Consider the following 23,313-nt stretch of genomic DNA (forward strand, 5'->3'; position numbering starts at 1 on the left):
CGCTCTCGGAGGCGGCTGACGTCTGCGGATGCACTGATGCGCCGTTTGAGTGCGGCCTACCCGTGACGGTTGGCGTAGCGGCGCTTTTTGGCGAGGTTCTTCTGCCCTTCGAGGGTCTTGGCAAGGGCAATGATCTCCTTGTAGCGGCGGGTGTGCTTCTTGAATGAGGGTCTCATGCGCGCTTTACCGGCCATGGCCGTTGCCTCCTGCGATTGCTTTCACAATGGCAAGCAGGAAACCACACTCGCTTATTGGGGACACCTCATCCCGAATAGGTACGGAGCGTCCTGCTGCCCTCACGCCCGTCGCTGTGGCAGAGACAATCACTGCTCCCGCCACGCCGAGAAATGTTCGGGTCGACATCGGCGCGAAGATGCGGGGCATGTGGCGATAGCAGTGGCGGATCGATCAAGCGCAGAAAGGTTCGCATCCGGTCTAAGCAGCAGACGCCCCGCCTTCTGGGAAGGTCTGGTGCGCCCATTGTGAGCAGACCTTCTGCCTCCTTCCGGGAAGTGCCACAAGATGCTGTTGTCGCTCGGCCGACTTGATCGGCTGCCGATTTTTCCATCGTCCCGTGTGTCGTTTCCGGGAATGTGTCACAGCGCCGGAGCGGTGGCTCCAGCGCTGTGGTGGCATTCCGAGTCTAACTTCCGGGATGTGTGGTGCACAAATCTTAGCGCGGCGTGATGTCGAAGCCGAAGTATTTCGTCGAGAGCTTCTCGATCGTGCCGTCTGCCTTCGCTTCGGTGATGGCCTTGTCGAACATCGCCTTCAGCTCCGGGTCGCCTTTGCGCAGGCCGACAGAGCTGCCACGACCGAGCATGCCGCCCTGGAAGCGCGGACCTGCGAGAGTCATCTGCTCATTCTCGGGCTTCCCCGCTGCACCGGTCAGGTAGGCCGTCGATGCCATGATGATGTCGATGCGGCCAGCCGTGAGGTCGAGATCGTGCTGCTCCGTGGTCTTGTACTCGCGAATCTCGGCAGTATCCTTCAGGTACTTGTCAAGGAAGTTCGCGGCAATCGACGAGCCCTGCACGCCGATGGTCTTGCCCTTCAGGTACGGCTTCAGCTTCTCGATTTCTGCAGCGGCGCCAGCCTCGTTGGTCGCGAGCGAGAACACCTGTTCTTTGTCAGGCAGATTGACGAGAGGGCTCGACTTCAGCACCGCAAAGGTCTGGCCCGTGGTCCCATAAGATTGGGTGAAGGCCATCACCTCCTCGCGCTTGGCGGTCGCCGACATGCCGGCCATGATCGCGTCGAACTTGCCGGCGTTCAGCGCAGGAATCATGCCATCGAAGGACTGCGCCTCGATCGTGCACTCGACCTTCATGCGCTTGCAGAGATCCTGGTACAGTTCGATCTCGAAGCCATCGAGCGTGCCGTCCGTCTTGGTGAAGTTCCACGGCGCGAATGCCCCTTCGGTTGCAATGCGCACTTTCGTCCAGGTCTTTTCCTGCGCCGTCGCGACCGGTCCGAGTGCGAGCGTCGCACCGGCGACTGCGAGTGCCAGGATCTTGCTGATGGTCTTCATAAATTTCCCTCTGTTGATCATTGTTGATGAGCGCCCATCACGCTCAAGACTGGTGGGTTCGAATGGAGATGGGGTTCTCAAGACGCGACGGATTCAGCCCGGCTCGTCTTCGTCGGGATCGGCGGATCGACATCATCTGGGATCGGATTGACGAAAGGCGTCCCCGCCAGCCGCTCGTGGAAATCGGCTTGGGCCGCTTCGATCAGAGCCGGATCACGGAAAAGATCGACAGCCGTGCCGGCCATGACCTTGGCGGCATGCTCCATGCCCTTATGGGCCGCAGGAGCTTTTCCTTGTGCCACGAGCTGCCAGGAATGACCCGGCGTCCCGATGGCGTAGGTCGCTCCGCGCATCTGCACGGTGGGAACTACCCAGCTGACGGTGCCCACGTCGGTGGAGCCCACGAGTGTTCCATCCCCGCTCTCGGGCGGGAAGATCGTATCGCAGAGCGGGACGCCCACCCGGGGCTTCAGCCCGAAGCGGGCGAAGGAGGATTTGATGTCCTCGTCCGTCAATGTCTCCTGGATCTTCGCTGCGAAGGCCCTGTCTTGCTCGTCGAAAACCGGAGGTCCAAGCCTCTCCAGGTTCCGATGCATCAACTGCTCGAGCGGCGTGTTGCCGACGAGGTTGGCATCGCCGCTGACGATCTCGCTGCGTACGCTCGTCTCGGTCATCAGCGCGGCACCTTCGGCAATCTTCTTCACGCGCCGGAGCAACCCCTGCATCTCCGGCAGGTCGCGAGCCCGGATCAGGTAGCGCACCGTTGCATTGGCCTGCACCACATTCGGGGCCGAACCGCCCGTATCCGTGACGGCATAGTGAATGCGGGCCGTGCTCGGCATATGCTCACGCATGTAGTTCACGCCCACGTTCATGAGCTCGACCGCATCAAGTGCGCTCCGGCCCAGATGAGGCGAGGCCGCCGCGTGAGAGGCACGGCCCGTGAAATGAAAATTGATCTCGTTGCAGGCGAGAGAAATCGGATTGTTGACGCCTGCAAAAGGCGCCGGATGCCAGGAGATCGCGATATCCACGTCGTCGAAGACGCCGGCCCGAACCATGAAGCCCTTGGAGGAGCCGCCTTCTTCGGCCGGGCAGCCATAATAGCGAACGCGGCCCTTCAGGCCGTGGGCTTCCAGATAATCCTTCACCGCAGTCGCAGCCATGAGCGACCCGCTGCCGAGCAGGTTGTGCCCGCAGCCATGACCGTTTCCGCCCGGAACGACCGGTCTCTGCTCGGCAATTCCGGCCTCCTGGCTCAGGCCCGGGAGGGCATCGTACTCGCCCAGAATCGCGATGACCGGCCCGTCCTCGCCCGCCTCTCCCATGACGGCGGTCGGAATGTTCGCCACTCCACCCGTCACCCGGAAGCCCTGTTGCTCCAACATTGCAGTGTGCTCGGCGCAAGAGCGGAACTCCTCGTAGTTCAGCTCTGGCATCTCCCAGATGCGGTCGCTGAGGGCGAAGAACGCCTCGCGCTTGGCCTCAACCAGATCCCAGATGTCCGGGGAGTTTTTTGCAGGCAAGATCCGACCTCCACAGCTCAGCATTACGCCTAGTCGGAAGCCGAACTGGCCCGAGACGAAGGCAGTTGAATATTCACCAAAATTGGTGCCAATATCATGCACGTCAGCTGCGGCGATGCAAGAGGACAGCTGCTATTTGATTTGGCGACTGGCTCAAGCTGCGTCTAAAGATCGGGCAGCGCCTGGTTGTGGCCTCGGATAGGACAGGGTTAGCCACGATGGACACGATAATGGATGCACCGCTGAAGAAGCCCTGGATGGATCTTGCAGACGCGATCGCCCGCGATGTGCGCTCCGGGGTCTTTGCGCCGGGCATGTGGCTGAAGCAGATCGATCTTGAACAGCGTTACGGTTATGGGCGTCCCGATGTCCGGCGCGCCCTGGACTATCTGGCTCAGAAGCGGTTGGTGCAGCACGTGCCCAATCGCGGCTACCATGTCTTCCTGCCGGATGGTGACCAGACCGCTCACATCCTTGAGCTTCGCGTCATCCTGGAAATGGCAGCCGTTGACAGCATTGTGGCTCGTGCGACACCTGCTGCGATTGAGCGGATCCGCGATCGGGCGCGGCAGTTCGACGAAGCTATCCTCAACGGAACCATCCTGGATCAATATGAGGCGAACCTCGCCTTCCACCGTGAGCTCCTCGGCCTGTGCTCGAACCCGGAGCTTCTGAGCCTTGTTACGGAACTCCGCGGCCGAACGTCGTCAGCCCTGGCAGGGCAATGGAGCACGCGAGCACGCGTCGAGCAGTCGAGCCGCGAGCACCATGCGATGATCGGAGCTCTCTCGGATCGAGATGTTGCTCGACTGAAAAAGATTATTGCCCTGCACATTCGCCAGCCTCAGCAGGTCTGACAGAGTCTGTAGCGGGGTCAGCACGCTAGGGCGATGCTGCAGGCGGGTCGTTCATGAAGCACAATCGATCCATGCCCAACTTCCGGATTGGGTCAAAGGCGGCCTCTAAGCACGGTTGAGTGGACGTCTGCTGACGGTACTCTCTCGGACATTCGCATCCGCTGAGGTGATTGAACCTGAATCCACTCTGCACCCGGAAATCCGGACCGTGCCCTGGATCAGGATGACTCTCGGATCGCCCGTTTATCCAGGGCGCTGTACCGCAGGCCATGGCGTCACGGAGCTGTCGTACTCTGGCGGCTCCTGCCCCTTCCCCGACGAGCGGAAGTGGACCACGCCCATCACCGGACGGGCCACAAACTCACCGTCTTCACCCGGTGCGTGTTGTCGACCGCGACCTTGTCACCGTACTTCTTCGGCGCGCGCTTCGACTTAATCCACTTGCGCATCTCGATGCAGGCACGGGAGCGGCTGATATGATCGTGGTCTGCAACCGCGATTGCCGTTCCGCCTCTCTACACCTTCACCATGCAGTCGTTGCTGGCGTCATCCGCCGGATCACTTCGTCGCGGCGGCAGGGTCTGCAGCATCCCGATGTTTATTCGATATGATTGTTTCAGAACGTTTGCTTTCAAGAGAGCTTAGACTATGGCGCGAGCTTTTCACGGCAAGGGCATCAAGGCACGAACCGAGCACGGCGAGTACAAGGCCATCGTCAAGGAACACGAGTACGGCCACCCGTTTCTCGTTCTGGAGCCGACCGGCGAGACCATCCCTATGCTGGGCGATGGGCTCCTCTCCCTGAGGCTGCGCGAGGGCACCACTATCGAGGAAGCGGAGATCCTGGCCAGGACGCTCAACCGCCATCTCAAGGGTGCGAGCATCACACTTTCCTCGGACGATTAGCGCCGTCTCTTACCCTTCAAGCGGGCGTTGACGATGTCCATAATCGACATGTTGGACACGACGCGCACGGTGCCGTCCGGCATCTGCCGGGCCTCATAGGTCAGATTCTGCGCCTTGGGCTGGGCCTTGACTCTCTCGACCATGGGGATGATGCCGCAGTTGACGGCGTACTCGCCAAAGGCGTCGGCCCCGTGCGAGTTGATGTCGTGCTGCGGTCCCTGCCACACGCCCATCTGCTCGTGGAACTTGCGCGTATAGCGGCGCAGGCGGGACAGACCCGTCTGCACCCGGCGCGTGTTGTTGAAGCGGGTCAACGGCAGCAGCTTGCGCGTAGCGTTGATGCGCTCCTCAGGCGGCTGCTGGACGCCGGGATGGAGCGGCCAAACGCCGAGTTCCTTCAGCGTCTTCCATCGCTCCTTGGCACCCGCGCCCCATTCCCGAACCATCACGTCGTGCGGCAGGAAATGGCGTTCGTACTTGAACGCGGTCTCGCGGCCCAGGCTGACCAAGTTGGCCCGCGTCAGTGCAGGGTCGGCGAGCAGCTCAGGGAGAGCAGCTTCGACGACCTGTTGCGGTCCGTCTCCGCTCGTTTCCCAATAGTCGACGACCCACCGGTAGATGCCGTTGTCCTGAATGAACCAGACCGCCGTGTAGTCGTCGACGCCAATATCCCAAGCAGTGCGCAGCCGATAAGCAGGGTCGTAAGGAAAGTCGCCAATGCGGCCTTCGCGCTCGGCCTGGGCGATGAGCCTGGCATAGTAGGAGCCCTCGGTGATGATCTCGTAGCCGCCGTCCCACACATGGTGAGCCATCTCGGGATCGACCCTGAAGTCGTGCTCGATCTCGGCCCGGATTTCCGGCGACAGCCAGGGATTGTCGCGCCAATTCGTCTCGACGAGGATGGTGCCGGGCGGCGGCTCCTGGCCCCGGAAGAACCTGTCCACCGCGTCGGTGTCATGACGCGGGTTCCACGAGAACCAGAGCTGCGAGCCCTCCTTGCGCACCGTCGGGCGCAGGATGCGCAAGGAGCGCGCGGACAGGGTCTGCGCCTCCTCGACCCAGATGATGTCGAAGCCCTCCAGCGACTTGATGTTGTCGGCGTTGAACGACTGCATGCCCTTGAAGATGATCAGGGTGCCGGTCCGGTTGTGCCGCATCTCGCTGTCGGTGATAGTCCATTCGCCGGGCTGGGAGCGGCGCTCGATCTTGTCGATGATGAGCTGACGCACGCTCTCCTTGAGGCTGTTCTGGATTTCGCGGATGCAGGCGACGCGCAGCCGCTGCTTGCGCCCCCGCAGCACAACCTGGTCGGCGAAGAAGTGACTCTTCATCCCGGCCCGGCCGCCGTAGGCCGCCTTGTAGCGCGCTTCGCCGAGGAGTGGCAGCATGCTCTCGGCGATTTCGATGTCCTCGAACGCCGTCACGCCTTGGCCTCGGGCCTGACCACCACGTAGCGGTAGGTGGTCTCGACCTGCACCGGCGCTTCGGCGTCGCCCTTGAGCGTCTGCTCGACCTTCTCGCCGTATTTCTTCGGAATGCGTTTGGCCATGATCCATTTGCGCGTGTCGATCATGACCCTGGCCTGCTGCGGCTCGTAACGGGGGCTGTCGGCGATTTCGAGCAACTCGTCCTCCATTCGCTCCAGCTGGATCTCACGCGCCTGCGCGTACTGTGCAGCAAACTCGCGATCCTCGCGCACCTCCTTGAACAGCGTCGTGTGCGTCGGCATGTGGCTGAGGGCGGTGATCTGGCGGATCGTTTCGCCGTTGGCGATGCGGGCGCAGATTTCCGCCTTCAAGACTTTCGTCAGAACCCTCGGTCGTCCCACGGGCCGCTTATCGGTCATGAGCCCGCTCCTTCTGTTCATGTTTCGTTCGCATAATATCGGCGCGCTTCGGTTGTTCGTCCATAGGGGCAAAGCCGAGCGGCCTGGACGAACTCGCCGTCCTCGGCGACTTTGATGCCGGTCTCCAGGGCGCACATGGCGGCCTGCTTGGGCAGTTCATCGGTCATGGCGTCTCCTTCTTCTCCTTAAAGCGAACACCCGCACCGCCGCCATTCTCGGGGATGAATTGAAGGCCAGCCTTTTCGAATGAGAGCAGCAACAGCATGCGGTTGCTGTCCCGCATTTCTCCGCCTCTCTCGAAAGCGCGAATGGTCACGACGCTTAGGCCTGTCACCTGAGCGAGGTCGGCTTGCGTCCAATCAGGGTGGCGTTCGCATTGGTTGCTGCACCGCAACCTTTCGCTATGGTGCGCCGCAACCTTTCGCTCCGGAGGACGTTGAACGGGCTAATTTGATCTGCTGGGCCCAGTCTTGCTGAAGCGTTTTCTGGATCTTGCAGCGGTGCCATGGACGCCGCTGGATGTCGGGCTCGTCGCGACTGCGATCACCGCCGCCAGCGCGGCTGTGGTCCTGTGTTCGCAGTTGCCATAGTCGGAATGTGGTGCGCTGCAACGCTCAGGGCAGGATCACTGCCTGTAGGGGGTGCGCCGACCTCATGCCATGCGTGGCAGATCAGCCCTTCAAGGCTTCTTTCTACCACCTTTCTACCACCGTTGATGTGGGCCTTGAGCAGGTTCGAAGGTCTGAGTGCTGCCAAGACCCGGCGCGAGCCTCGATCTCGGTTGCGGCGCTGTTCCAGGAAGGGACTCTCGGAAATTCGCGGCCCTCTGTCAGGTATTAGCTGGTGAGCCTTGGGATGGGCTTTCCACGACCAGCGAAAGCGTAACTCGCCAGACTATCTGTCCGGCCACGTTCTTGACATCGACGGTAAAGTCGCGCCGGTCCTCGTCCGGCATTTCGTCTTTCACCATGTCGGGGAGGGCCTTCTTGGCCTCATCCTTGGCCGCTTCTAGGTCTTCCAGTTCAACCCCTTGACGGTCAGGCGTGAAGTTCTTGCCATCATGGATGTCGAAGAAAAAGCGAGGCATGGGTGCTCCGGCACTTGCGAACAATCTCCGTTAATGCCGGAGGGCTCGCTCGCTGTTCCATAAAGGGCGCCGCGAAATTCGCGGACAATCGTCTCGCACGCAGGCAAGGAAGCCAGAGTGCTCATGAAGAGGGCCGCGCCCAGGTCCTGGTTTGATTGTGAGCGCGGCCCTTGGGCCCGTGTTTGCCCCTACGGGAATATTTTTTCGAGCTATATCAGATCGAGGGCGTGCGTTTATCGCTCTACTCCAGGATGTACTTTTCGGAAGCTCGCGATAAAGCCGAGGGCTTTAGTTTAGTCCCAAAGGATTACACCATTAGAACCTCTCCTTTTAGCATCTTAGTATCGGAACCGATAGCATCAACAATGGTAGACTTGTATCCGATGCTGGAGGTGCACCATGACCGATAAACAATCCCCAGAAGCCTTGTCGGCTGAGGATCAGGCCCGCCGTGATTTTTTGAAAAAAGCCGGCAGGTTTGCGGTACTGACGCCTCCCACGGTGACCGTGTTGCTGTCGACCAGCATGAACTCGGACGCAATCGCCGGTTCTGGCGGCAAAGCGTTCCCGGGTGGTGGAGCAACCGGAGGAGTGTTCCCGGGCGGTGACAACGGCGGCAAGCGGTTCGAGTAATGGACAAACACCGCCTCTCCTGAACGGGACCATTAGCGCACCCGCCTGATGATTTCCGGAGGCGGTGCTTTGCCTCGCAAGAGGTGCAGTCTTCACCGATGCCCTTTGTTCCATAAGTGCGCGTTTCTGCTCATTGCGCGGATGATCGTCTCAATCGCGAAGAAGCGGCTTCCACCCCCGGATCTGCCGATCAGAGCAGAAGCGCGGTGGATCGCCAAAGAGTTGCCAATAGCTGACCCCTGCCTGAAGGCTGCTCGTCCAAAACCCCGCCGTCAGCGGGAGAGCAGGTGGGGTCTTGTCCTCAACCAAGCAGAGGATCACGGGCGTGCCGTCACGCGGCGCTGTGCTGATTGGCGACCAGTCGCCAGTCACGTTGGATCCCGACATGATGGGTTGGATCTTCGGGCGTACTGCGTCGTTTGTATGGCATCTCGGGATCCAATGCAGCGGAGGCTGGATGAGCGATCCGAATCCTGAGCGTCGCGCCCGGGTCAAGGATGCTCACGCCGCGCTTGATCGGTTCGAGAGGCAGGCTGCCGCCATCCTGGCCCTTGTTCTGACGCTTACCGGCGTGAGCTATGCGATCCTGATGCAAGTGCTGCTCTAAAATGCTCGCCTTGAGCGTTCCAAAAATGGGCTTCCGCGAATTACGCACTCTATGGAAGGCTTTCGGCGCCTGACTTAGTGCCGAACCCGATAACATGCAGGGGATGCGAGGGCGTGGATCGAAACGGGATCATGGTTCCGTTTGACTATCTCCCATCCGGTCGCCCTCCTCGCGAGGGTGCGGATCGAAATGGAGTGATCCGCGCGCCGGACAGCGTGCGGAAGTGCTTTAGCCAAGAGCATTGTCGGCGAACCGCAGGGCAAGTTCGCGCGAGAAGGCCGGGAGAGCTAATGGCGCTATTGGCACAGCGCGAGAGGGGACGCCGGGCAGCTGCTTAAGGTGAAAATGGGAGCGGTGCCTAAAGCGCCGCTTCTATCGTCTTACAATCCCACTCAGTACATTCTTCCTTGCAGATGGTGTTGCCCTCTTCGTCTGTCTTGCATTTGTACACTGTCTTTGTGCACTTGCAGATATCGATCTTGGGCCTCTTGATCCCGCCCGCACCGCCTCCGGTAGGTTTGAACACCACCACTGCGAGTTTGTCGCCTTCAAAGTGAATTGTGGTGTCGGGTCCGCTTGGGAGAGCCCTGACCCGCCGCGTTCTAGGAGTGGTAATCCTGCCTGCTTCGGATTTGGGGACTGCTTTCTGCTGGCCATGAAGGGCCTCCCTAGTTCTGAGCAGCCTACAACTAGCGAACCGAAGTCATCACTGAATATACACGAAACCCACCTAGGAAAGAAGGCTGCTTAAATGGGAACGGCGCCCCTTTACGACGTTCGACCGGGAATGCACTCGCAAGAAGGCCGGGCGCCGTGTTGTTGAGTGCTATGAGCGGATGTTGCGGTTCTATGGCAGGCTTGGAGTCTACCGAGAATGAATGAGCGGCTCGTGCTCAATTGTCGGATCGTTTGGGTCCAATAACGCCCGATGCACCCCAATTGTCTTTCGTAATGCCTGCTTTTGTAAAGCTCGGTCGTATTTGGGAAGATCCGGAAAGAACTCGTCAATCATCCCTGAGGGAAGGTGAATGCCCACCACATCAGGATAGAGGCACATGTACCAAATCTGGAATATGGATGCCTCTATTGGGAGCCGTTGCGCCGCGTTGGCATAATCGTACCAAGCAACGAATAGACGGTGGTCATTATCCGCATCGCTGAAGTTGGCGAGAAGCGGGCTGTCGTCTCGCTCTGTCTCTTGGTCGGGTCGGAGCGCATGCTTGAACGCGTTCCAGAACTCATGCTGGATGCGGCGCAGGTCTGATGGCTTGTATCCAGGAAAAACCGGCAGAATGTAGTGGTTGAGCGGCCTTTTGCCAGCTTTGGTGGCCAAGTGTTCTAACAACTCACAGGCAGCGCTTGCGAGTGAGTGGACCGAAACAGGGTCCAAATCGTCCAGGTACAAGGCTAAGGCCGTACCCAACTGGCGGCGAGCAACTTCAAGTTTATCCATCGAGCCTCTTTGCTCTCTACCGACTCGGTGAATTTGCCCCGCTTGCTTACCTATTGCTTACCCGTATCGAGCTGGATTTGGGCCCCAATGGGCTAAGTCATTGAAGATATTGGTGGAGCTGAGGGGATTCGAACCCCTGACCTCTGCAGTGCGATTGCAGCGCTCTCCCATCTGAGCTACAGCCCCGGTCGCTTTTTAGACCAAGCGGGCTGAGTTTTAGGCCCCCTCGCTTCGGTCTGTCAATCGGCGATAGGGCGGCGGAAGACCGCCTTTTGGCGGAGGGAGCTGCTTTTGCGGGCCTCACGGGTTGTTCAGTCCCGCTTGGAAGGTTACATGAGCAACGCCCGATCCTGACAGGTCTCCCATGAGTTCTCTGATTACCGTCATCCAACTGGCCCTGCAGCTCTATACCTATTTGATCATCGCCTCGGCGATCTTGAGCTGGCTCGTAGCTTTCAATGTGGTCAACACCCGCAACGACGTGGTCCGCTCGATCTGGAGCTTCCTGGATGCAGTGACCGAGCCCGCCTTGCGGCCGATCCGCAAGATCCTGCCGAACTTAGGCGGGGTCGATATCTCTCCCGTGCTTCTCATCTTCCTGATCATCTTCATCCAGAACATCCTGGATCGCTTGAAGTACCAGGTTCCTGGTTGGGCTCTCTAACGCATGCCAGACAGGCCCTGGCGCATCCGCCCCGATGGTCTTGAGGTCCGCGTGCGCGTGACTCCAAAAGGCCGGCGAGATGCCATCGACGGGGTGGAGGCGCTCTCCGATGGCAAGCTGGTCCTGAAGATTCGGGTGCGGGCCGCGCCCGAGGATGGGGCCGCCAACGAGGGCGTGAGGCGACTGCTCGCCAAGGCGTTGAGGCTTCCGGCCTCCGCCGTGAGCCTAGAGGCGGGCGCGACCGCCCGGCTGAAGACCTTTCTGATTGCCGGCGAGGGAGAAGCCCTCGCCAAGGACATCGCTGCTTTGACAGGACGTTAGCCCATGACCGCCACGATCATCGATGGAAAAGCCTATGCGGGGGGGCTGCGCGCCCGCATCGCCAACGCGGTGAGGGACCTGTCGGGCCAGGGCGTGACGCCAGGACTTGCCGTGGTGATCGTCGGCGAGGATCCGGCGAGCCAGCTCTATGTGAAGAACAAGGCCCGCCAGACCGTGGAAGTGGGCATGCGCTCCTTCGAGCATGTGCTGCCAGCTTCCACGAGCGAGGCGGAGCTTCTCGCCCTGGTCGCGCAGCTCAATGCCGACCCGGCGGTGGACGGCATTCTCGTCCAGCTGCCGCTGCCGAAGCAGATCGATGCGCAGAAGGTGATCGAGGCGATCGATCCGGCGAAGGACGTGGACGGCTTCCACCCCATCAATGCGGGCAAGCTGATGACCGGCGTGCCGGGCCTCGTCTCCTGCACGCCGCTCGGCTGCCTGCTGCTCATCCAGTCGGTGCGCCGGGATCTTAGCGGCCTCAACGCCGTCGTGGTGGGCCGCTCCAACATCGTCGGCAAGCCCATGGCGCAGTTGCTGATTGCCCAGAGCTGCACGGTCACGGTCGCCCATTCCAGGACCCGCGATCTGCCTGAGGTCTGCCGCGAGGCGGATATTCTCGTCGCCGCCGTCGGACGGCCCGAAATGGTGCGGGGCGACTGGGTCAAGCCCGGCGCCATCGTGATCGATGTGGGCATCAACCGGGTACCGAACCCTGCAGCTGGCGAGGGCAAGACCAAGGTGGTCGGCGACGTGGCCTATGCGGAGGCCGCCCAAGTGGCTTCCGCCATCACGCCCGTTCCCGGCGGTGTCGGCCCCATGACCATCGCATGCCTGCTGCGCAACACTCTGGAAGCCGCGTGCCTGCGCCGCGGCATCCCCATGCCGCAGGTCGATTTCGCAGCCTGATCAGTTCGCCGCGAAGCAATAGAACAAACCTGCGCCGCCAGTGCTCCTGAGGGCATCCTGGCTGCATCCGCCCCGTGTGGCGTGGGACGAATTCCAGGATTTGGCCGGCGGTTCTTCATTGAGGCCCATGCGGTCGTGGTGGCCGGTCATGGCCGCTCCCTCGGCGCCGCTCTTCGTCCAATTGCCACAGGTCATGTCCTGGCCGCCTGCGAAAGCCGTGCCGTCGGGCTGCGACCCGGTGAGGATATCGTGCTGGTTCGGAGTATCGCCTCGGCCCTTCACCGCCTCACCCTTCTCGGTGAGCGCGGTCTGCTTGTTGAGGTTGTTGCTGGCACTGTGCAGATCCGCCACATCCTTGGCGATCACGACGCCCTTGGCGTTCTGCCAGGGACCGCGGCCGATCCGGTCGCGGGCGTTGACGGCAGCGGCGCCGCCGGTGGCCTGGGTGGACAGATAGGCACGCCAGACCTTGCCGCGGGTTCCGGCGGCCTCGGCCAAGGTCTGGCAGTGCCGATCCGCGCCCTCCAGTCCGCCGAGATCCGCGCCCTTGCCCGATCCGACGCTGGTGACGAAGAAGGTCGTGTCGGCAGGTGTGCCCTGGGCCTGGGCGCCGAAAGGGGCCAGGGCCAGAAGGCCCGCACCCGTCATGAGACTAATGCTCTTCACCCTGCTCATTCGTTCCTCCTGTCTATCGCGGCATTTTCGTAACTGCCGTCGCCAAGAGGATTTTGGTCCTCCCTGCGGCGTTTTGGAGGCAGGAGGGAGGAGGGCGAGTTCCCAATCTCGTGATCGGCTAGGCTTCCCGCCGCAGATGCTCCGCCAGTTGCCGCGCCGAGGGGGCTAAGTCTTTCATCGAGCGGATGCAGAGCGTCAACTCGCGGGCGGCCCAAGGGTCGTCCAGGGTCACCGCGCTGATCGCCATGGTGCGGGTGGCGCGTTGGGCTGTGGTTTCGGGCACGATGCCGAGGCCCACGCCGGCCTCCACCATGCGGCAGACGGCATCGAAGCTGCGCAGCTGCACCCTGAGCCGAAGGGGTCTGCCGATGCGCGTGGCTTTGCCGGAGAGGAAGCGCTGGAGGGCGCTCGCCCGGTCGAGGCCGACGAAGTCGTGCTCCAGGACTTCAGCAAAGGCGATGCTCGGGCGGACGGCGAGGGGGTGCCCCTTCGGGACCACCAGAACGAAGCGGTCGCTGCGGAACGGGTAGGTCTCGAGCTGGCCCGTATCCACCGTGCCCGCCACGATACCGAGATCTCCCACGCCCTCGGCGATCAGCCCCACGATCTCATCACTCAGCCGCTCTTCCAAATCGATGGAAACCTGCGGGTGCTGGGCCAGGAAGGCCCCGAGCGCCTCGGGAAGGAATTCGGTGAGCGCATTGGTGTTGGAGAAAATGCGGATCTGGCCCGCCAGACCGCCGGTATAAGTCCCCAGATCCTCTTTCAGCTTCTCGGCCTGCGCCAGGAGGGTGCGGGCATGCTGGAGCAGGGTGCGCCCGGCCGGCGTCGGGGTCACCCCGGCCCGGGTGCGCAGGAGGAGGGGGGCTCCGAGCGACTTTTCCATGTTGCGGATGCGGGTGCTGGCGGCGGCGAGCGCCAGATGGGCCCGCTCGGCCCCGTGGGTAATGCTGCCCGCCTCGACCACATGGCGAAAGAGGCTCAAATCGGTCAGATCGAATTGCATGGGTTTCCTTCGTCATTCGCGAAGGGAGATAAGAATAATTAAAAATTGTCCATTAAGCGAGCCCAAGGCATTCTTCGCGGCTGACGAAGTGTGCTCTCTTGTCACCATCTCGGGCGGAAGGCGCATTGCGGTGTTCCCGCGCTTCCGATACGAACCATTCCAAACTACGGGCGACGCTCTGTCGCCGATCAGGAGTGAAAGCTATGGCTGAGGCGAAAGTGGCCCCGCGGCCCTTGTCCCCACATCTTCAGATTTATCGGTGGAGCTGGACGATGGCGATGTCCGTCGTTCATCGTCTGACCGGCATTGCGCTGTACGGCGGCATCGCGCTCTTCGCGGTCTGGCTCGTGGCCCTGGCCTCGGGGCCTGCCACGTTCGATAGCGTGCAGTGGTTCTTCGGCTCGCCCATCGGGTACCTGATTCTCTTCGGCTATACCTGGATCCTGATGCACCACATGCTGGGCGGCGTGCGGCACCTGGTTTGGGACTTCGGCTACGGCATGGAAGCGGTCCAGCGCATCAACATGTCCCGTTTCACCCTCATCGGCTCGATCGCGCTCACCGTTGCGATCTGGGTCATCGCTTTCCTGCTGTTCTAAGGAGACGGACCCATGGTCGATAATCGGTTTGATACCCGCGTTTCCATGCGCACCCCGCTCGCCCGCGTGAAGGGCCTCGGCGCGTCCGGTCACGGCGTCGAGCATTGGTGGATCCACCGCGTCACGGCGGTTTCGAACATCCCGCTCATCATATCGTTCGTGATCATCGTCGCCGCGCTCGCCGGCTCGTCCTATGAGCAGGCGATTGCGATCATCTCGCATCCGCTCGTGGCGATCATCCTCATCCTCGCCGTGATCTCCGTGACGAACCACATGCGCCTCGGCATGCAGATCGTCATCGAAGACTACGTGCACGCGAAGGGTCAGAAGATCGTCGCCCTCATCGCGAACAACTTCTATGCGGTGATCATCGCGGTGGCGTGCCTCTACGCCATCCTCAAGGTCAGCCTTGGCCGCATCCTGGTTTAAGGAATTCTCTCATGGCTCAAGCAACGAACGGCCCGGCCATCAACGGCAAGGCCTACAATATCGTCGACCACACCTTCGACGTGGTGGTCGTAGGCGCGGGCGGTGCGGGTCTTCGCGCCACCGTCGGCTGCTCGCAGGCCGGTCTTCGCACCGCCTGCGTCACCAAGGTGTTCCCCACCCGCTCGCACACGGTTGCAGCGCAGGGCGGCATCTCCGCTTCGCTCGGCAACATGGGGCCGGACGATTGGCGCTGGCACATGTACGACACCGTGAAGGGTTCGGACTGGCTCGGGGACCAGGACGCCATCGAGTATCTCGTCCGCAACGCACCGGCCGCCGTCTATGAGCTGGAGCATTGGGGTGTTCCCTTCTCCCGCACGGCGGAAGGCAAGATCTATCAGCGTCCCTTCGGCGGCATGACCACCGAATACGGCAAGGGCACCGCGCAACGCACCTGCGCCGCCGCCGACCGCACGGGCCACGCGATCCTGCACACGCTCTACGGCCAGGCGGTGAAGAACCAGACGAACTTCTTCATCGAGTATTTCGCGCTCGACCTGATGATGGATTCGGAAGGCCGCTGCATCGGCGTAGTGGCCCTCAACCAGTCGACCGGCGAGATCCACCGCTTCCGCGCCCATATGACGATTCTCGCCACGGGCGGCTACGGACGTGCGTATTTCTCGGCCACATCCGCTCACACCTGCACGGGTGACGGCAACGCCATGGTGCTGCGCGCCGGCCTGCCGCTGCAGGACATGGAGTTCGTGCAGTTCCACCCGACCGGCATCTACGGCGCGGGCTGCCTCATCACCGAGGGCGCGCGCGGCGAGGGCGGTTACCTCACGAACTCGGAAGGCGAGCGCTTCATGGAGCGTTATGCGCCCTCCGCGAAGGACCTTGCTTCCCGTGACGTGGTCTCCCGCTCGATGACCATGGAAATCCGCGCCGGCCGTGGTGTGGGCAAGAACAAGGACCACATCTATCTCCACCTCGATCACCTCGACCCGAAGATCCTGCACGAGCGCCTGCCCGGCATCTCGGAAAGCGCGAAGATCTTCGCGGGCGTCGACGTGACGAAGGAGCCGATCCCGGTTCTGCCGACCGTGCACTACAACATGGGCGGCATCCCGACGAACTATCATGGCGAAGTGCTCACCCTGAAGAACGGCAACCCCGATACGGTGGTGCCGGGCCTCATGGCGCTCGGCGAAGCGGCCTGCGTGTCCGTGCATGGCGCGAACCGCCTCGGCTCGAATTCGCTCATCGACCTCGTGGTGTTCGGCCGCGCGGCGGGCCTGCGCTGCGCCGAAATCCTGGAGCCGAATGCCCGTCACGCGGACCTGCCGAAGGGCGCCGACGAGCTCGCGCTCTCGCGTCTCGACAAGTTCCGCTATGCCAACGGCTCGACCCCGACCGCGGAGCTGCGCCTCCAGATGCAGAAGACCATGCAGAACAACTGCGCGGTGTTCCGCACCGGCGAGGTTCTGGAAGAGGGCAAGAAGCTCATCCACGACGTGTGGAACGCCTCTTCCGACATCAAGGTCACGGACCGTTCGCTCGTCTGGAACACCGACCTTCTCGAGACGCTCGAGTTCGACAACCTCATCGGACAGGCGGTCGTCACCATGGAAGGCGCGGCGAACCGCAAGGAATCGCGCGGCGCTCATGCCCGTGAGGACTATTCCGAGCGCGACGACAAGAACTGGATGAAGCACACCCTGGCATGGCTCGATGACACCTCGCACAAGGTGACCCTCGATTACCGTCCGGTGCACACCTACACCATGTCGAACGACATCCAGTACATCGAGCCGAAGGCTCGCGTGTACTAAGGAAGACAGCAACGATGGCTCAGTTCACGCTTCCCAAGAACTCCAAGTACACCGAAGGCAAGACCTGGCCGAAGCCGGCCGGCGCTTCCAACGTCCAGGAATTCCGCATCTACCGCTGGAACCCGGATGACGGTGCCAACCCGCGCATCGACACCTACTACATCGACCGCGACGATTGCGGCCCGATGGTTCTCGACGCGCTGCTCTGGATCAAGAACAACGTCGACTCGACGCTGACCTTCCGCCGCTCCTGCCGCGAAGGCATCTGCGGTTCCTGCGCCATGAACATCATGGGCAAGAACACGCTGGCCTGCACGCTGGGCATCGAGGATTGCGAGTCGGATTCGATCAAGATCTATCCGCTGCCGCACATGCCGGTGATCAAGGACCTCGTGCCGGATCTCACGAGCTTCTTCGCCCAGCACGCTTCCATCCAGCCCTGGTTGCAGACGGAGACGGCGGAGCCCGAGACCGAGTGGCGGCAGACTCCCGAAGAACGCTCCAAGCTCGACGGCCTTTACGAGTGCATTCTCTGCGCCTGCTGCACCACTTCCTGCCCGAGCTATTGGTGGAACGGCGACCGCTTCCTTGGCCCGGCGGCTCTGCTCCAGGCCTATCGCTGGCTCATCGATTCGCGTGACGAAGCCACCGGCGAGCGCCTCGACAACCTGCACGATCCGTTCCGGCTCTATCGCTGTCACACGATCATGAACTGCGCCAACACCTGTCCGAAGGGCCTGAACCCGGCAAAGGCCATTGCCGAGGTGAAAAAGATGATGGTGGCTCGCGCCGTCTAAGCGGACTAAAAGCCTAGCGCAGGGATGGCGTTTTGTTGTAACACTCCGGGAGTGATCCTCTGGCTCACTCCCGGAGTGTTTCATGCCTGTTCTTCTCGCCATCCTCGGGATGCTCGGCGCTGCTGCCTTCTGGTACTACCGCCTGCGCGACGTGGGCCACGTCGCTGGCGAAGTCATCGATGCTGCTCAGCGGGCGCGTGGCACCTATCGGCGCAAGCAGTTCCGCAAGAAAGCCGAAAGCTCGGCGATTGAGGCCGTCGATGACCCCGCTGCCGCAGCGGTAGCCATGCTGATCGGGCTGGCCTCCGAACGCGGGGACCTGAGTTTGGCTGCCGAAGAAGCGATCAAGGCCGAGATGCAGCACGTGATGGGTCTGCCGAACATTATGGAGACCTTCACCTTCGCCGAATGGGTGGCGGGCCATGCCACCGATCCCAATACCCTCTCCCTGAAGTTCTCCAAGCTCTGGGTGGCGGCTCTCGAAGACGCCCAGCGCGCTGACATCTACGACATGGCCAAGAGAGTGACCGAAGCCGACGGCGAGCCGACCGCCAGCCAAATCGGCGCCCTTAGAGCCCTGCGCGACCGCCTTGGCTTGACTCGTACCTGATCTCTGCCATTTCACGGTAGCTGCGACGACCTTCCCGAAAAGATAAAAGCAACCTGCTGCAATGATCGACATGAAACGACGTGCTTATGCTCTGACCGCCATCCTGTGCGCCGCTCTGGCACTCGGCGCATGCTCCTCCACGCGATTGGGCGGATCCCCGATGCGCAGCGCCGCAGCGCCTGCTCCTGCGCCCATCGAGGCGGTTCCGTCCGGGCCGGTCGAATCCGCGCCGCTGGCCCCCATCGAAGGTCAGGCCCTGCCGCCGATCGCCGGTTCGACCGCTCCCCTTGCGCCTGGCCTGGCGCCTCCCTCAGGCGGAACGGACGTTGCTGCGTTGCCTCCGGCTCCGGCGCCCGCTCCCGCAAGCCGCACCGCCATGGTCGGCAACTGGACGGTCCGAGATGCCGCAGGTTCGTCCTGCCGCATCCAGCTGTCGAGCTCGCCCGCGCTCGATCTTTACCGCGCCTCGGCCTCGGGCTGCTCCAACCAGGATCTGTCGAAGGTGAACGCCTGGGATTACCGGGACGGCGAAGTCTATCTCTACCAGACCGGTGGCTCGGTGGCGGCGCGTCTGCGCGGATCACCTTCAGCGCTCTCCGGCGTGATCGCCAAGTCCGGCGCCCCGCTGTCGCTGTCGCGCTAAGATTATTGCTCATATAGGCGCATTGCCCTTGGCCAAGGGGAAAGGTATCGGTTGATCCGTGACCGATACCTTCCGCTCTCCACAATCCATCACCGCCCGCTACGATGCGCTTGTGTCCTCAGGCGTGATCGAACGCGATCCCGCACAGGTCAAGCTGCTCCGCCAGCTCGAAGCGCTTGCAGAAAGCCTCGGCAACTATCGCTTGGCGCGCAAGCCCAGCGCGCTCGGCTGGCTATTCAGCAAGAAGAACCCCGCGCCGCCGAAGGGGCTCTATGTCTGGGGTTCGGTCGGGCGCGGCAAGACCATGCTCATGGACCTGTTCTTCGAGGCGCTGCCGGTGAGGCGCAAGCGCCGGGTCCATTTCCATGCCTTCATGGCGGATGTGCATGAGCGCATCCACGATTTCCGGCAGAAGCTGAAGACCGGCGCGGTGAAGGGCGACGATCCGATCGCCCCCGTGGCCGAAGCCCTGGCGCAGGAAGCCTGGGTGCTGTGCTTCGACGAATTCACCGTCACCGATATCGCGGACGCGATGATTTTGGGCCGCCTGTTCACGGCGCTCTTCGCCCGCGGCGTCGTGGTGGTCGCGACTTCCAATGTAGAGCCACAGCATCTTTATGAAGGCGGCCTCAACCGCGCCCTCTTCCTGCCCTTCATCGCTCTGCTGCAGGAGCGGATGAACATCGTGAAGCTCGAATCCCGCACGGATTTCCGCCTGGAAAAGCTCGCGGGCAGCCCCGTCTTCTATGCGCCCGCCGATGAGAATTCTCATGCGGCGCTCACTCGGGCCTTCAAGAGCCTGACCGGCCATGAGCACGGCAAACCGATGACGCTGACCGTGAAGGGTCACCTAGTCGAGGTGCCGCAGGCGGCCTCCGGCGTGGCGCGTTTCTCCTTCGAGGACCTCTGCTCGAAGCCCCTCGGAGCCGCCGATTACCTCGCCATCGCCGATGAGTTCGAGACCGTCATCCTCGAAAACATTCCGAAGATGACCTTCGAGCGCCGCAACGAGGCGAAGCGCTTCATCATGCTGGTCGATGCGCTCTACGATGCCAAGGTGAAGCTGCTCGCCTCCGCCGAAGCCGAGGCGCCGGAGCTCTATCGCGCCGATAGCGGACGCGAGGCCTTCGAGTTCGACCGCACCGTGTCGCGTCTCATCGAGATGCGCTCGGAAGAGTATCTTTCCCTCCCGCATGGACGCGAGGAATCCGGTAGCTCCGAGGGGCTGGTCGAGACATGAGACGGCCCCGCAGCGGCATCCAGCGGATCGCGGAGGCCGACGCACCGGCCGACAGCCGCCTGCTTGCCGTTGCGGCCGACCAGCTCAAGCGCTTCGGGCCCAGGCATGTGACGGTGGTGAGCATCGCCGATGCCGCCGGCATGACCCATGCCAATGTGTACCGCTATTTCGCCTCCAAGGCCGCGCTCATCGATGCGGTGGCGGGCCAATGGCTTCGGCGGCTCGAGGCGACCATTGCCGACATCGCGGATTCTCCAGACCCCGCTGACGACAAGCTCGAGCGCCTGATCCAGGCCTGGGCCCGCACCCACCGGGACCTCCTGAGGGAGGACCGGCACCTCTTCGACGTCTATTGCTCCGCCACCGAGACCTCACGGGCACTCGTCCGCAAGCACCGATCCCGGATGAGGGTGCTGATCGAACGGGTGCTGGACGAAGGCAGCGTCACGGGCAAGTTCGATCCTCGGGACCGTGAGAGGGCGCTCGCCTTCATCAGCGATGCGGTCTATCGCTTTATCAACCCCTTGACCGTAAGGCTCGATGCGGAGGTGCCCCAGGACATTCTGGATCAGCGCCTGGCGGCCATGATCCGGGTGATCCTCAGGTCGCTCGAGATCGGTACCGTCTAAGCTAAGTTACATTTTTAAATAAATGTAACAGGAAAATTTACCGCAGGGACACAGGCCTAAAGCTCTGAAAAGGCACAGCTATTCGGGAACGACTAAGCCACGGGTTAACACCGAAGGGGCACGAAGCCTTGCTGGTTAACCTTTTGCTGGCTTGAAGCAGGCCCATTTCTGAGTCAAACAGCGCCACCCCTTAAAAGGCGCCAGCCTTACACAACATCCAAGGACAGACCATGGCCCGGAAAAAGATCGCGCTCATCGGTGCAGGCCAGATCGGCGGTACGCTCGCTCATCTCGTCGGCTTGAAGGAACTCGGCGACGTCGTTCTCTTCGACATCGCGGAAGGCATTCCTCAGGGCAAGGGCCTCGATATCGCAGAATCCGCACCGGTCGACGGTTTCGACGCCAAGTACAAGGGCGCGAACGACTACGCCGCCATCGAAGGCGCTGACGTCATCATCGTGACCGCCGGCGTGCCGCGCAAGCCCGGCATGAGCCGCGACGATCTCATCGGCATCAACCTGAAGGTCATGGAAGCTGTCGGCAACGGCATCAAGCAATATGCCCCGGACGCCTTCGTCATCTGCATCACCAACCCGCTCGACGCGATGGTGTGGGCTCTCCAGAAGTTCTCCGGCGTGAAGCCCGAGAAGATCGTCGGCATGGCCGGCGTTCTGGACAGCGCCCGCTTCCGCCACTTCCTGGCTGAAGAGTTCAACGTGTCGGTCGAGGACGTGACCGCCTTCGTGCTCGGCGGCCACGGCGACGACATGGTGCCGCTCGTTCGCTACTCCACGGTTGCCGGCATTCCGCTGCCCGACCTCGTGACGATGGGCTGGACCTCCCAGGAGAAGCTCGACGCCATGGTCGAGCGCACCCGCAAGGGCGGCGGCGAGATCGTCAACCTGCTCAAGACCGGCTCCGCCTTCTATGCTCCGGCCGCTTCCGCCATCGCGATGGCCGAGAGCTACCTGAAGGACAAGAAGCGGGTTCTGCCCTGTGCCGCTTACCTCACCGGTCAGTACGGTGTGAAGGATATGTTCGTCGGCGTTCCGATCGTGATCGGCGAGAACGGCGTGGAACGCGTCGTCGAAGTGTCGTTCTCGGCCGACGAGAAGGCCATGTTCGAGAAGTCGGTCGCTTCCGTGCAGGGCCTCGTGGACGCCTGCAAGCAAATCAATCCGGCCCTCGCTTAAACACTGCGCGTCATGGCCGGCCTCGTGCCGGCCATCCACGTCTTTAACCGCCACGCCTCCAAGGCGTGGATGCCCGGGTCAAGCCCGGGCATGACGGAGAGGAAAACAGATGAATATCCATGAGTATCAAGGCAAAGGCATTCTGAAGGAGTTCGGTCTTCCCGTCTCCAACGGCATCGCCATCTTCTCCGCCGACGAGGCGGAAGCCGCTGCCAAGCAGCTCGGCGGTCCGCTCTGGGTCGTGAAGTCCCAGATCCATGCAGGCGGCCGCGGCAAGGGCAAGTTCAAGGAAGCCGAAGCCGGCGAGAAGGGAGGCGTGCGCCTCGCCAAGTCCGTCGATGAGGTGAAGCAGTTTGCCCAGCAGATGCTCGGCAAGACCCTCGTGACGATCCAGACGGGCGAAGCCGGCAAGCAGGTCAACCGCCTCTACATCGAGGACGGCTCCGACATCGAGAAAGAGTTCTATCTCTCGATGCTGGTGGACCGCGCCACGGGCCAGGTTGCCTTCGTCGTCTCGACGGAGGGCGGCATGGATATCGAGCAGGTCGCTCACGACACGCCTGAGAAGATCCTCACCTTCTCCGTCGATCCTGCCACCGGCGTGATGCCCCATCACGGCCGCACGGTCGCCAAGGCGCTGGGTCTCACCGGCCCGCTGGCCAAGGAAGCCGAGGATCTGGTCACGAAGCTCTACAAGGCCTTCACCGCGAAGGACATGGAGATGCTCGAGATCAACCCGCTGATCGTCACGAAGGAAGGGCACCTCAAGTGCCTCGACGCCAAGATCTCCTTCGACGGCAACGCTCTCTACCGTCATCCTGACGTGGTCGCGCTGCGCGACATCACGGAAGAGGACGAGAAGGAAATCGAGGCCTCCAAGTACGACCTGGCCTACATCGCCCTCGACGGCACCATCGGCTGCATGGTCAACGGCGCCGGTCTCGCCATGGCGACACTGGACATCATCAAGCTCTACGGCGAAGAGCCGGCGAACTTCCTCGATGTCGGCGGCGGCGCGTCGGAGGAGAAGGTGACGGCGGCGTTCAAGATCATCACCGCCGACCCGAACGTGAAGGGCATCCTCGTCAACATCTTCGGCGGCATCATGAAGTGCGACGTCATCGCGCGCGGCGTTCTCGCTGCGGTGAAGGCGGTCGGCCTGCAGGTTCCGCTGGTGGTGCGCCTCGAGGGCACGAACGTTGAAGAGGGCAAGAAGATCATCCGCGAATCCGGCCTCAACGTGATTCCGGCTGACGACCTTGACGATGCCGCCCAGAAGATCGTGAACGCCGTGCGCGGCGGAAAGTAAGGTTTCGAGCT

28 protein-coding genes and 1 tRNA gene are annotated in these 23,313 nt (G+C 62.1%); 17 read left to right on the top strand and 12 right to left on the bottom strand.

The annotated features are described in order from the left end of the window. Positions 1–56 precede the first annotated feature (56 nt). From DC522_RS34550 to DC522_RS01625, 3 genes are all read right to left on the bottom strand, one after another. On the bottom strand, positions 57–194 hold the full coding sequence (locus DC522_RS34550; RefSeq protein ID WP_165820008.1) for a hypothetical protein: 138 nt from the start codon (positions 192–194) through the stop codon (positions 57–59). Positions 195–673: 479 nt separating this feature from the next. Further along, entirely contained in the window at positions 674–1,531 is an 858-nt protein-coding gene (locus DC522_RS01620; protein ID WP_116526962.1) for a transporter substrate-binding domain-containing protein, read from the bottom strand. 77 nt (positions 1,532–1,608) lie between these two features. Further along, on the bottom strand, positions 1,609–3,057 hold the full coding sequence (locus DC522_RS01625) for a M20 family metallopeptidase (protein WP_371678622.1): 1,449 nt from the start codon (positions 3,055–3,057) through the stop codon (positions 1,609–1,611). A gap of 230 nt (positions 3,058–3,287) precedes the next feature. Here DC522_RS01625 and DC522_RS01630 point away from each other — a divergent pair, with 230 nt between their 5' ends. Continuing rightward, positions 3,288–3,914 (top strand): GntR family transcriptional regulator, encoded by a 627-nt coding sequence (locus DC522_RS01630; protein WP_245443900.1) that lies wholly within the window; start codon positions 3,288–3,290, stop codon positions 3,912–3,914. A 341-nt stretch (positions 3,915–4,255) separates the two neighbouring features. Here DC522_RS01630 and DC522_RS37155 read toward each other — a convergent pair whose 3' ends face one another. Beyond that, a complete protein-coding gene (locus DC522_RS37155; RefSeq protein WP_371678722.1) occupies positions 4,256–4,414 on the bottom strand; it encodes a hypothetical protein in 159 nt (52 codons plus the stop codon). Between the two features lie 148 nt (positions 4,415–4,562). Here DC522_RS37155 and DC522_RS01635 point away from each other — a divergent pair, with 148 nt between their 5' ends. Further along, a complete protein-coding gene (locus DC522_RS01635) occupies positions 4,563–4,820 on the top strand; it encodes a hypothetical protein (RefSeq protein WP_116526964.1) in 258 nt (85 codons plus the stop codon). On the opposite strand, the gene DC522_RS01640 is transcribed toward DC522_RS01635, so the two are convergent. The 4 genes from DC522_RS01640 to DC522_RS01650 form a co-directional block, all read right to left on the bottom strand. Beyond that, positions 4,817–6,244 carry a PBSX family phage terminase large subunit gene (locus DC522_RS01640; protein WP_165820009.1) on the bottom strand — a complete coding sequence of 476 codons (1,428 nt, stop codon included), beginning with the start codon at positions 6,242–6,244 and terminating at the stop codon, positions 4,817–4,819. The two genes, DC522_RS01635 and DC522_RS01640, sit on opposite strands and share 4 nt — an antisense overlap. Further along, a complete protein-coding gene (locus tag DC522_RS34555) occupies positions 6,241–6,666 on the bottom strand; it encodes a hypothetical protein (protein ID WP_165820010.1) in 426 nt (141 codons plus the stop codon). Before DC522_RS34555 ends, DC522_RS01640 begins: the two co-directional genes overlap by 4 nt. Positions 6,667–6,683: 17 nt before the next feature. Next, complete coding sequence (locus DC522_RS34560; RefSeq protein WP_165820011.1) at positions 6,684–6,833, bottom strand: hypothetical protein; 150 nt, start codon at positions 6,831–6,833, stop codon at positions 6,684–6,686. 662 nt (positions 6,834–7,495) lie between these two features. Then, positions 7,496–7,753 (bottom strand): hypothetical protein, encoded by a 258-nt coding sequence (locus DC522_RS01650; protein WP_116526967.1) that lies wholly within the window; start codon positions 7,751–7,753, stop codon positions 7,496–7,498. A 399-nt stretch (positions 7,754–8,152) separates the two neighbouring features. On the opposite strand from DC522_RS01650, the gene DC522_RS01655 reads away from it, so the two are divergent. Together DC522_RS01655 and DC522_RS01660 are read left to right on the top strand one after the other, a co-directional pair. After that, positions 8,153–8,386, top strand: coding sequence for a hypothetical protein (locus tag DC522_RS01655; protein WP_116526968.1), 234 nt, complete (start codon positions 8,153–8,155; stop codon positions 8,384–8,386). Positions 8,387–8,681: 295 nt separating this feature from the next. Further along, complete coding sequence (locus tag DC522_RS01660; RefSeq protein ID WP_116526969.1) at positions 8,682–8,993, top strand: hypothetical protein; 312 nt, start codon at positions 8,682–8,684, stop codon at positions 8,991–8,993. 865 nt (positions 8,994–9,858) lie between these two features. Here the strand turns inward: DC522_RS01660 and DC522_RS01665 are convergent. Continuing rightward, positions 9,859–10,446, bottom strand: a complete 588-nt coding sequence (locus tag DC522_RS01665) for a hypothetical protein (RefSeq protein WP_116526970.1) — start codon at positions 10,444–10,446, stop codon at positions 9,859–9,861. 110 nt (positions 10,447–10,556) lie between these two features. Continuing rightward, a tRNA-Ala gene (locus DC522_RS01670) sits at positions 10,557–10,632 on the bottom strand. Positions 10,633–10,810: 178 nt separating this feature from the next. On the opposite strand from DC522_RS01670, the gene DC522_RS01675 reads away from it, so the two are divergent. Genes DC522_RS01675 through folD form a run of 3 tightly spaced genes read left to right on the top strand, consistent with a single transcriptional unit; the run spans position 10,811 to position 12,337 of the window. Continuing rightward, positions 10,811–11,110, top strand: coding sequence for a YggT family protein (locus tag DC522_RS01675; protein WP_047190121.1), 300 nt, complete (start codon positions 10,811–10,813; stop codon positions 11,108–11,110). Between the two features lie 3 nt (positions 11,111–11,113). After that, entirely contained in the window at positions 11,114–11,431 is a 318-nt protein-coding gene (locus DC522_RS01680) for a DUF167 family protein (RefSeq protein WP_116526971.1), read from the top strand. Between the two features lie 3 nt (positions 11,432–11,434). Beyond that, entirely contained in the window at positions 11,435–12,337 is a 903-nt protein-coding gene (folD, locus tag DC522_RS01685) for a bifunctional methylenetetrahydrofolate dehydrogenase/methenyltetrahydrofolate cyclohydrolase FolD (RefSeq protein ID WP_116526972.1), read from the top strand. Here folD and DC522_RS01690 read toward each other — a convergent pair whose 3' ends face one another. After that, positions 12,338–13,012 (bottom strand): hypothetical protein, encoded by a 675-nt coding sequence (locus DC522_RS01690; protein WP_116526973.1) that lies wholly within the window; start codon positions 13,010–13,012, stop codon positions 12,338–12,340. Positions 13,013–13,130: 118 nt separating this feature from the next. Then, a complete protein-coding gene (locus DC522_RS01695) occupies positions 13,131–14,018 on the bottom strand; it encodes a LysR substrate-binding domain-containing protein (protein WP_116526974.1) in 888 nt (295 codons plus the stop codon). Between the two features lie 203 nt (positions 14,019–14,221). Between DC522_RS01695 and sdhC the strand changes: the two genes are divergently transcribed. The 10 genes from sdhC (at position 14,222) to sucC (ending at position 23,302) form a co-directional block, all read left to right on the top strand. Further along, on the top strand, positions 14,222–14,617 hold the full coding sequence (gene sdhC, locus DC522_RS01700) for a succinate dehydrogenase, cytochrome b556 subunit (protein ID WP_116526975.1): 396 nt from the start codon (positions 14,222–14,224) through the stop codon (positions 14,615–14,617). A 12-nt stretch (positions 14,618–14,629) separates the two neighbouring features. Continuing rightward, a complete protein-coding gene (gene sdhD / locus DC522_RS01705) occupies positions 14,630–15,046 on the top strand; it encodes a succinate dehydrogenase, hydrophobic membrane anchor protein (protein ID WP_116526976.1) in 417 nt (138 codons plus the stop codon). Between the two features lie 11 nt (positions 15,047–15,057). Further along, the gene (gene sdhA, locus DC522_RS01710) at positions 15,058–16,881 is read left to right on the top strand and encodes a succinate dehydrogenase flavoprotein subunit (RefSeq protein ID WP_116526977.1); all 1,824 of its coding nucleotides are present in this window, start codon (positions 15,058–15,060) and stop codon (positions 16,879–16,881) included. A 14-nt stretch (positions 16,882–16,895) separates the two neighbouring features. After that, entirely contained in the window at positions 16,896–17,678 is a 783-nt protein-coding gene (locus DC522_RS01715) for a succinate dehydrogenase iron-sulfur subunit (protein WP_116526978.1), read from the top strand. Positions 17,679–17,760: 82 nt separating this feature from the next. Next, a complete protein-coding gene (locus tag DC522_RS01720; RefSeq protein WP_116526979.1) occupies positions 17,761–18,288 on the top strand; it encodes a hypothetical protein in 528 nt (175 codons plus the stop codon). A 70-nt stretch (positions 18,289–18,358) separates the two neighbouring features. Beyond that, positions 18,359–18,931, top strand: a complete 573-nt coding sequence (locus tag DC522_RS01725; protein WP_116527157.1) for an AprI/Inh family metalloprotease inhibitor — start codon at positions 18,359–18,361, stop codon at positions 18,929–18,931. A gap of 58 nt (positions 18,932–18,989) precedes the next feature. Continuing rightward, positions 18,990–20,171, top strand: a complete 1,182-nt coding sequence (gene zapE / locus DC522_RS01730) for a cell division protein ZapE (protein ID WP_116526980.1) — start codon at positions 18,990–18,992, stop codon at positions 20,169–20,171. Next, positions 20,168–20,800: a TetR/AcrR family transcriptional regulator gene (locus DC522_RS01735; RefSeq protein WP_116526981.1), complete on the top strand. Its 633-nt coding sequence runs from the start codon at positions 20,168–20,170 to the stop codon at positions 20,798–20,800. The genes zapE and DC522_RS01735 overlap by 4 nt, the downstream gene beginning before the upstream one ends. A 230-nt stretch (positions 20,801–21,030) precedes the next feature. Further along, entirely contained in the window at positions 21,031–21,993 is a 963-nt protein-coding gene (gene mdh / locus DC522_RS01740) for a malate dehydrogenase (protein WP_116526982.1), read from the top strand. A gap of 109 nt (positions 21,994–22,102) precedes the next feature. Continuing rightward, the gene (gene sucC / locus DC522_RS01745) at positions 22,103–23,302 is read left to right on the top strand and encodes an ADP-forming succinate--CoA ligase subunit beta (RefSeq protein ID WP_116526983.1); all 1,200 of its coding nucleotides are present in this window, start codon (positions 22,103–22,105) and stop codon (positions 23,300–23,302) included. Positions 23,303–23,313: the final 11 nt, after the last annotated feature.

Source organism: Microvirga sp. KLBC 81, assembly GCF_003075415.1.
Taxonomy (GTDB): Bacteria; Pseudomonadota; Alphaproteobacteria; order Rhizobiales; family Beijerinckiaceae; genus Microvirga.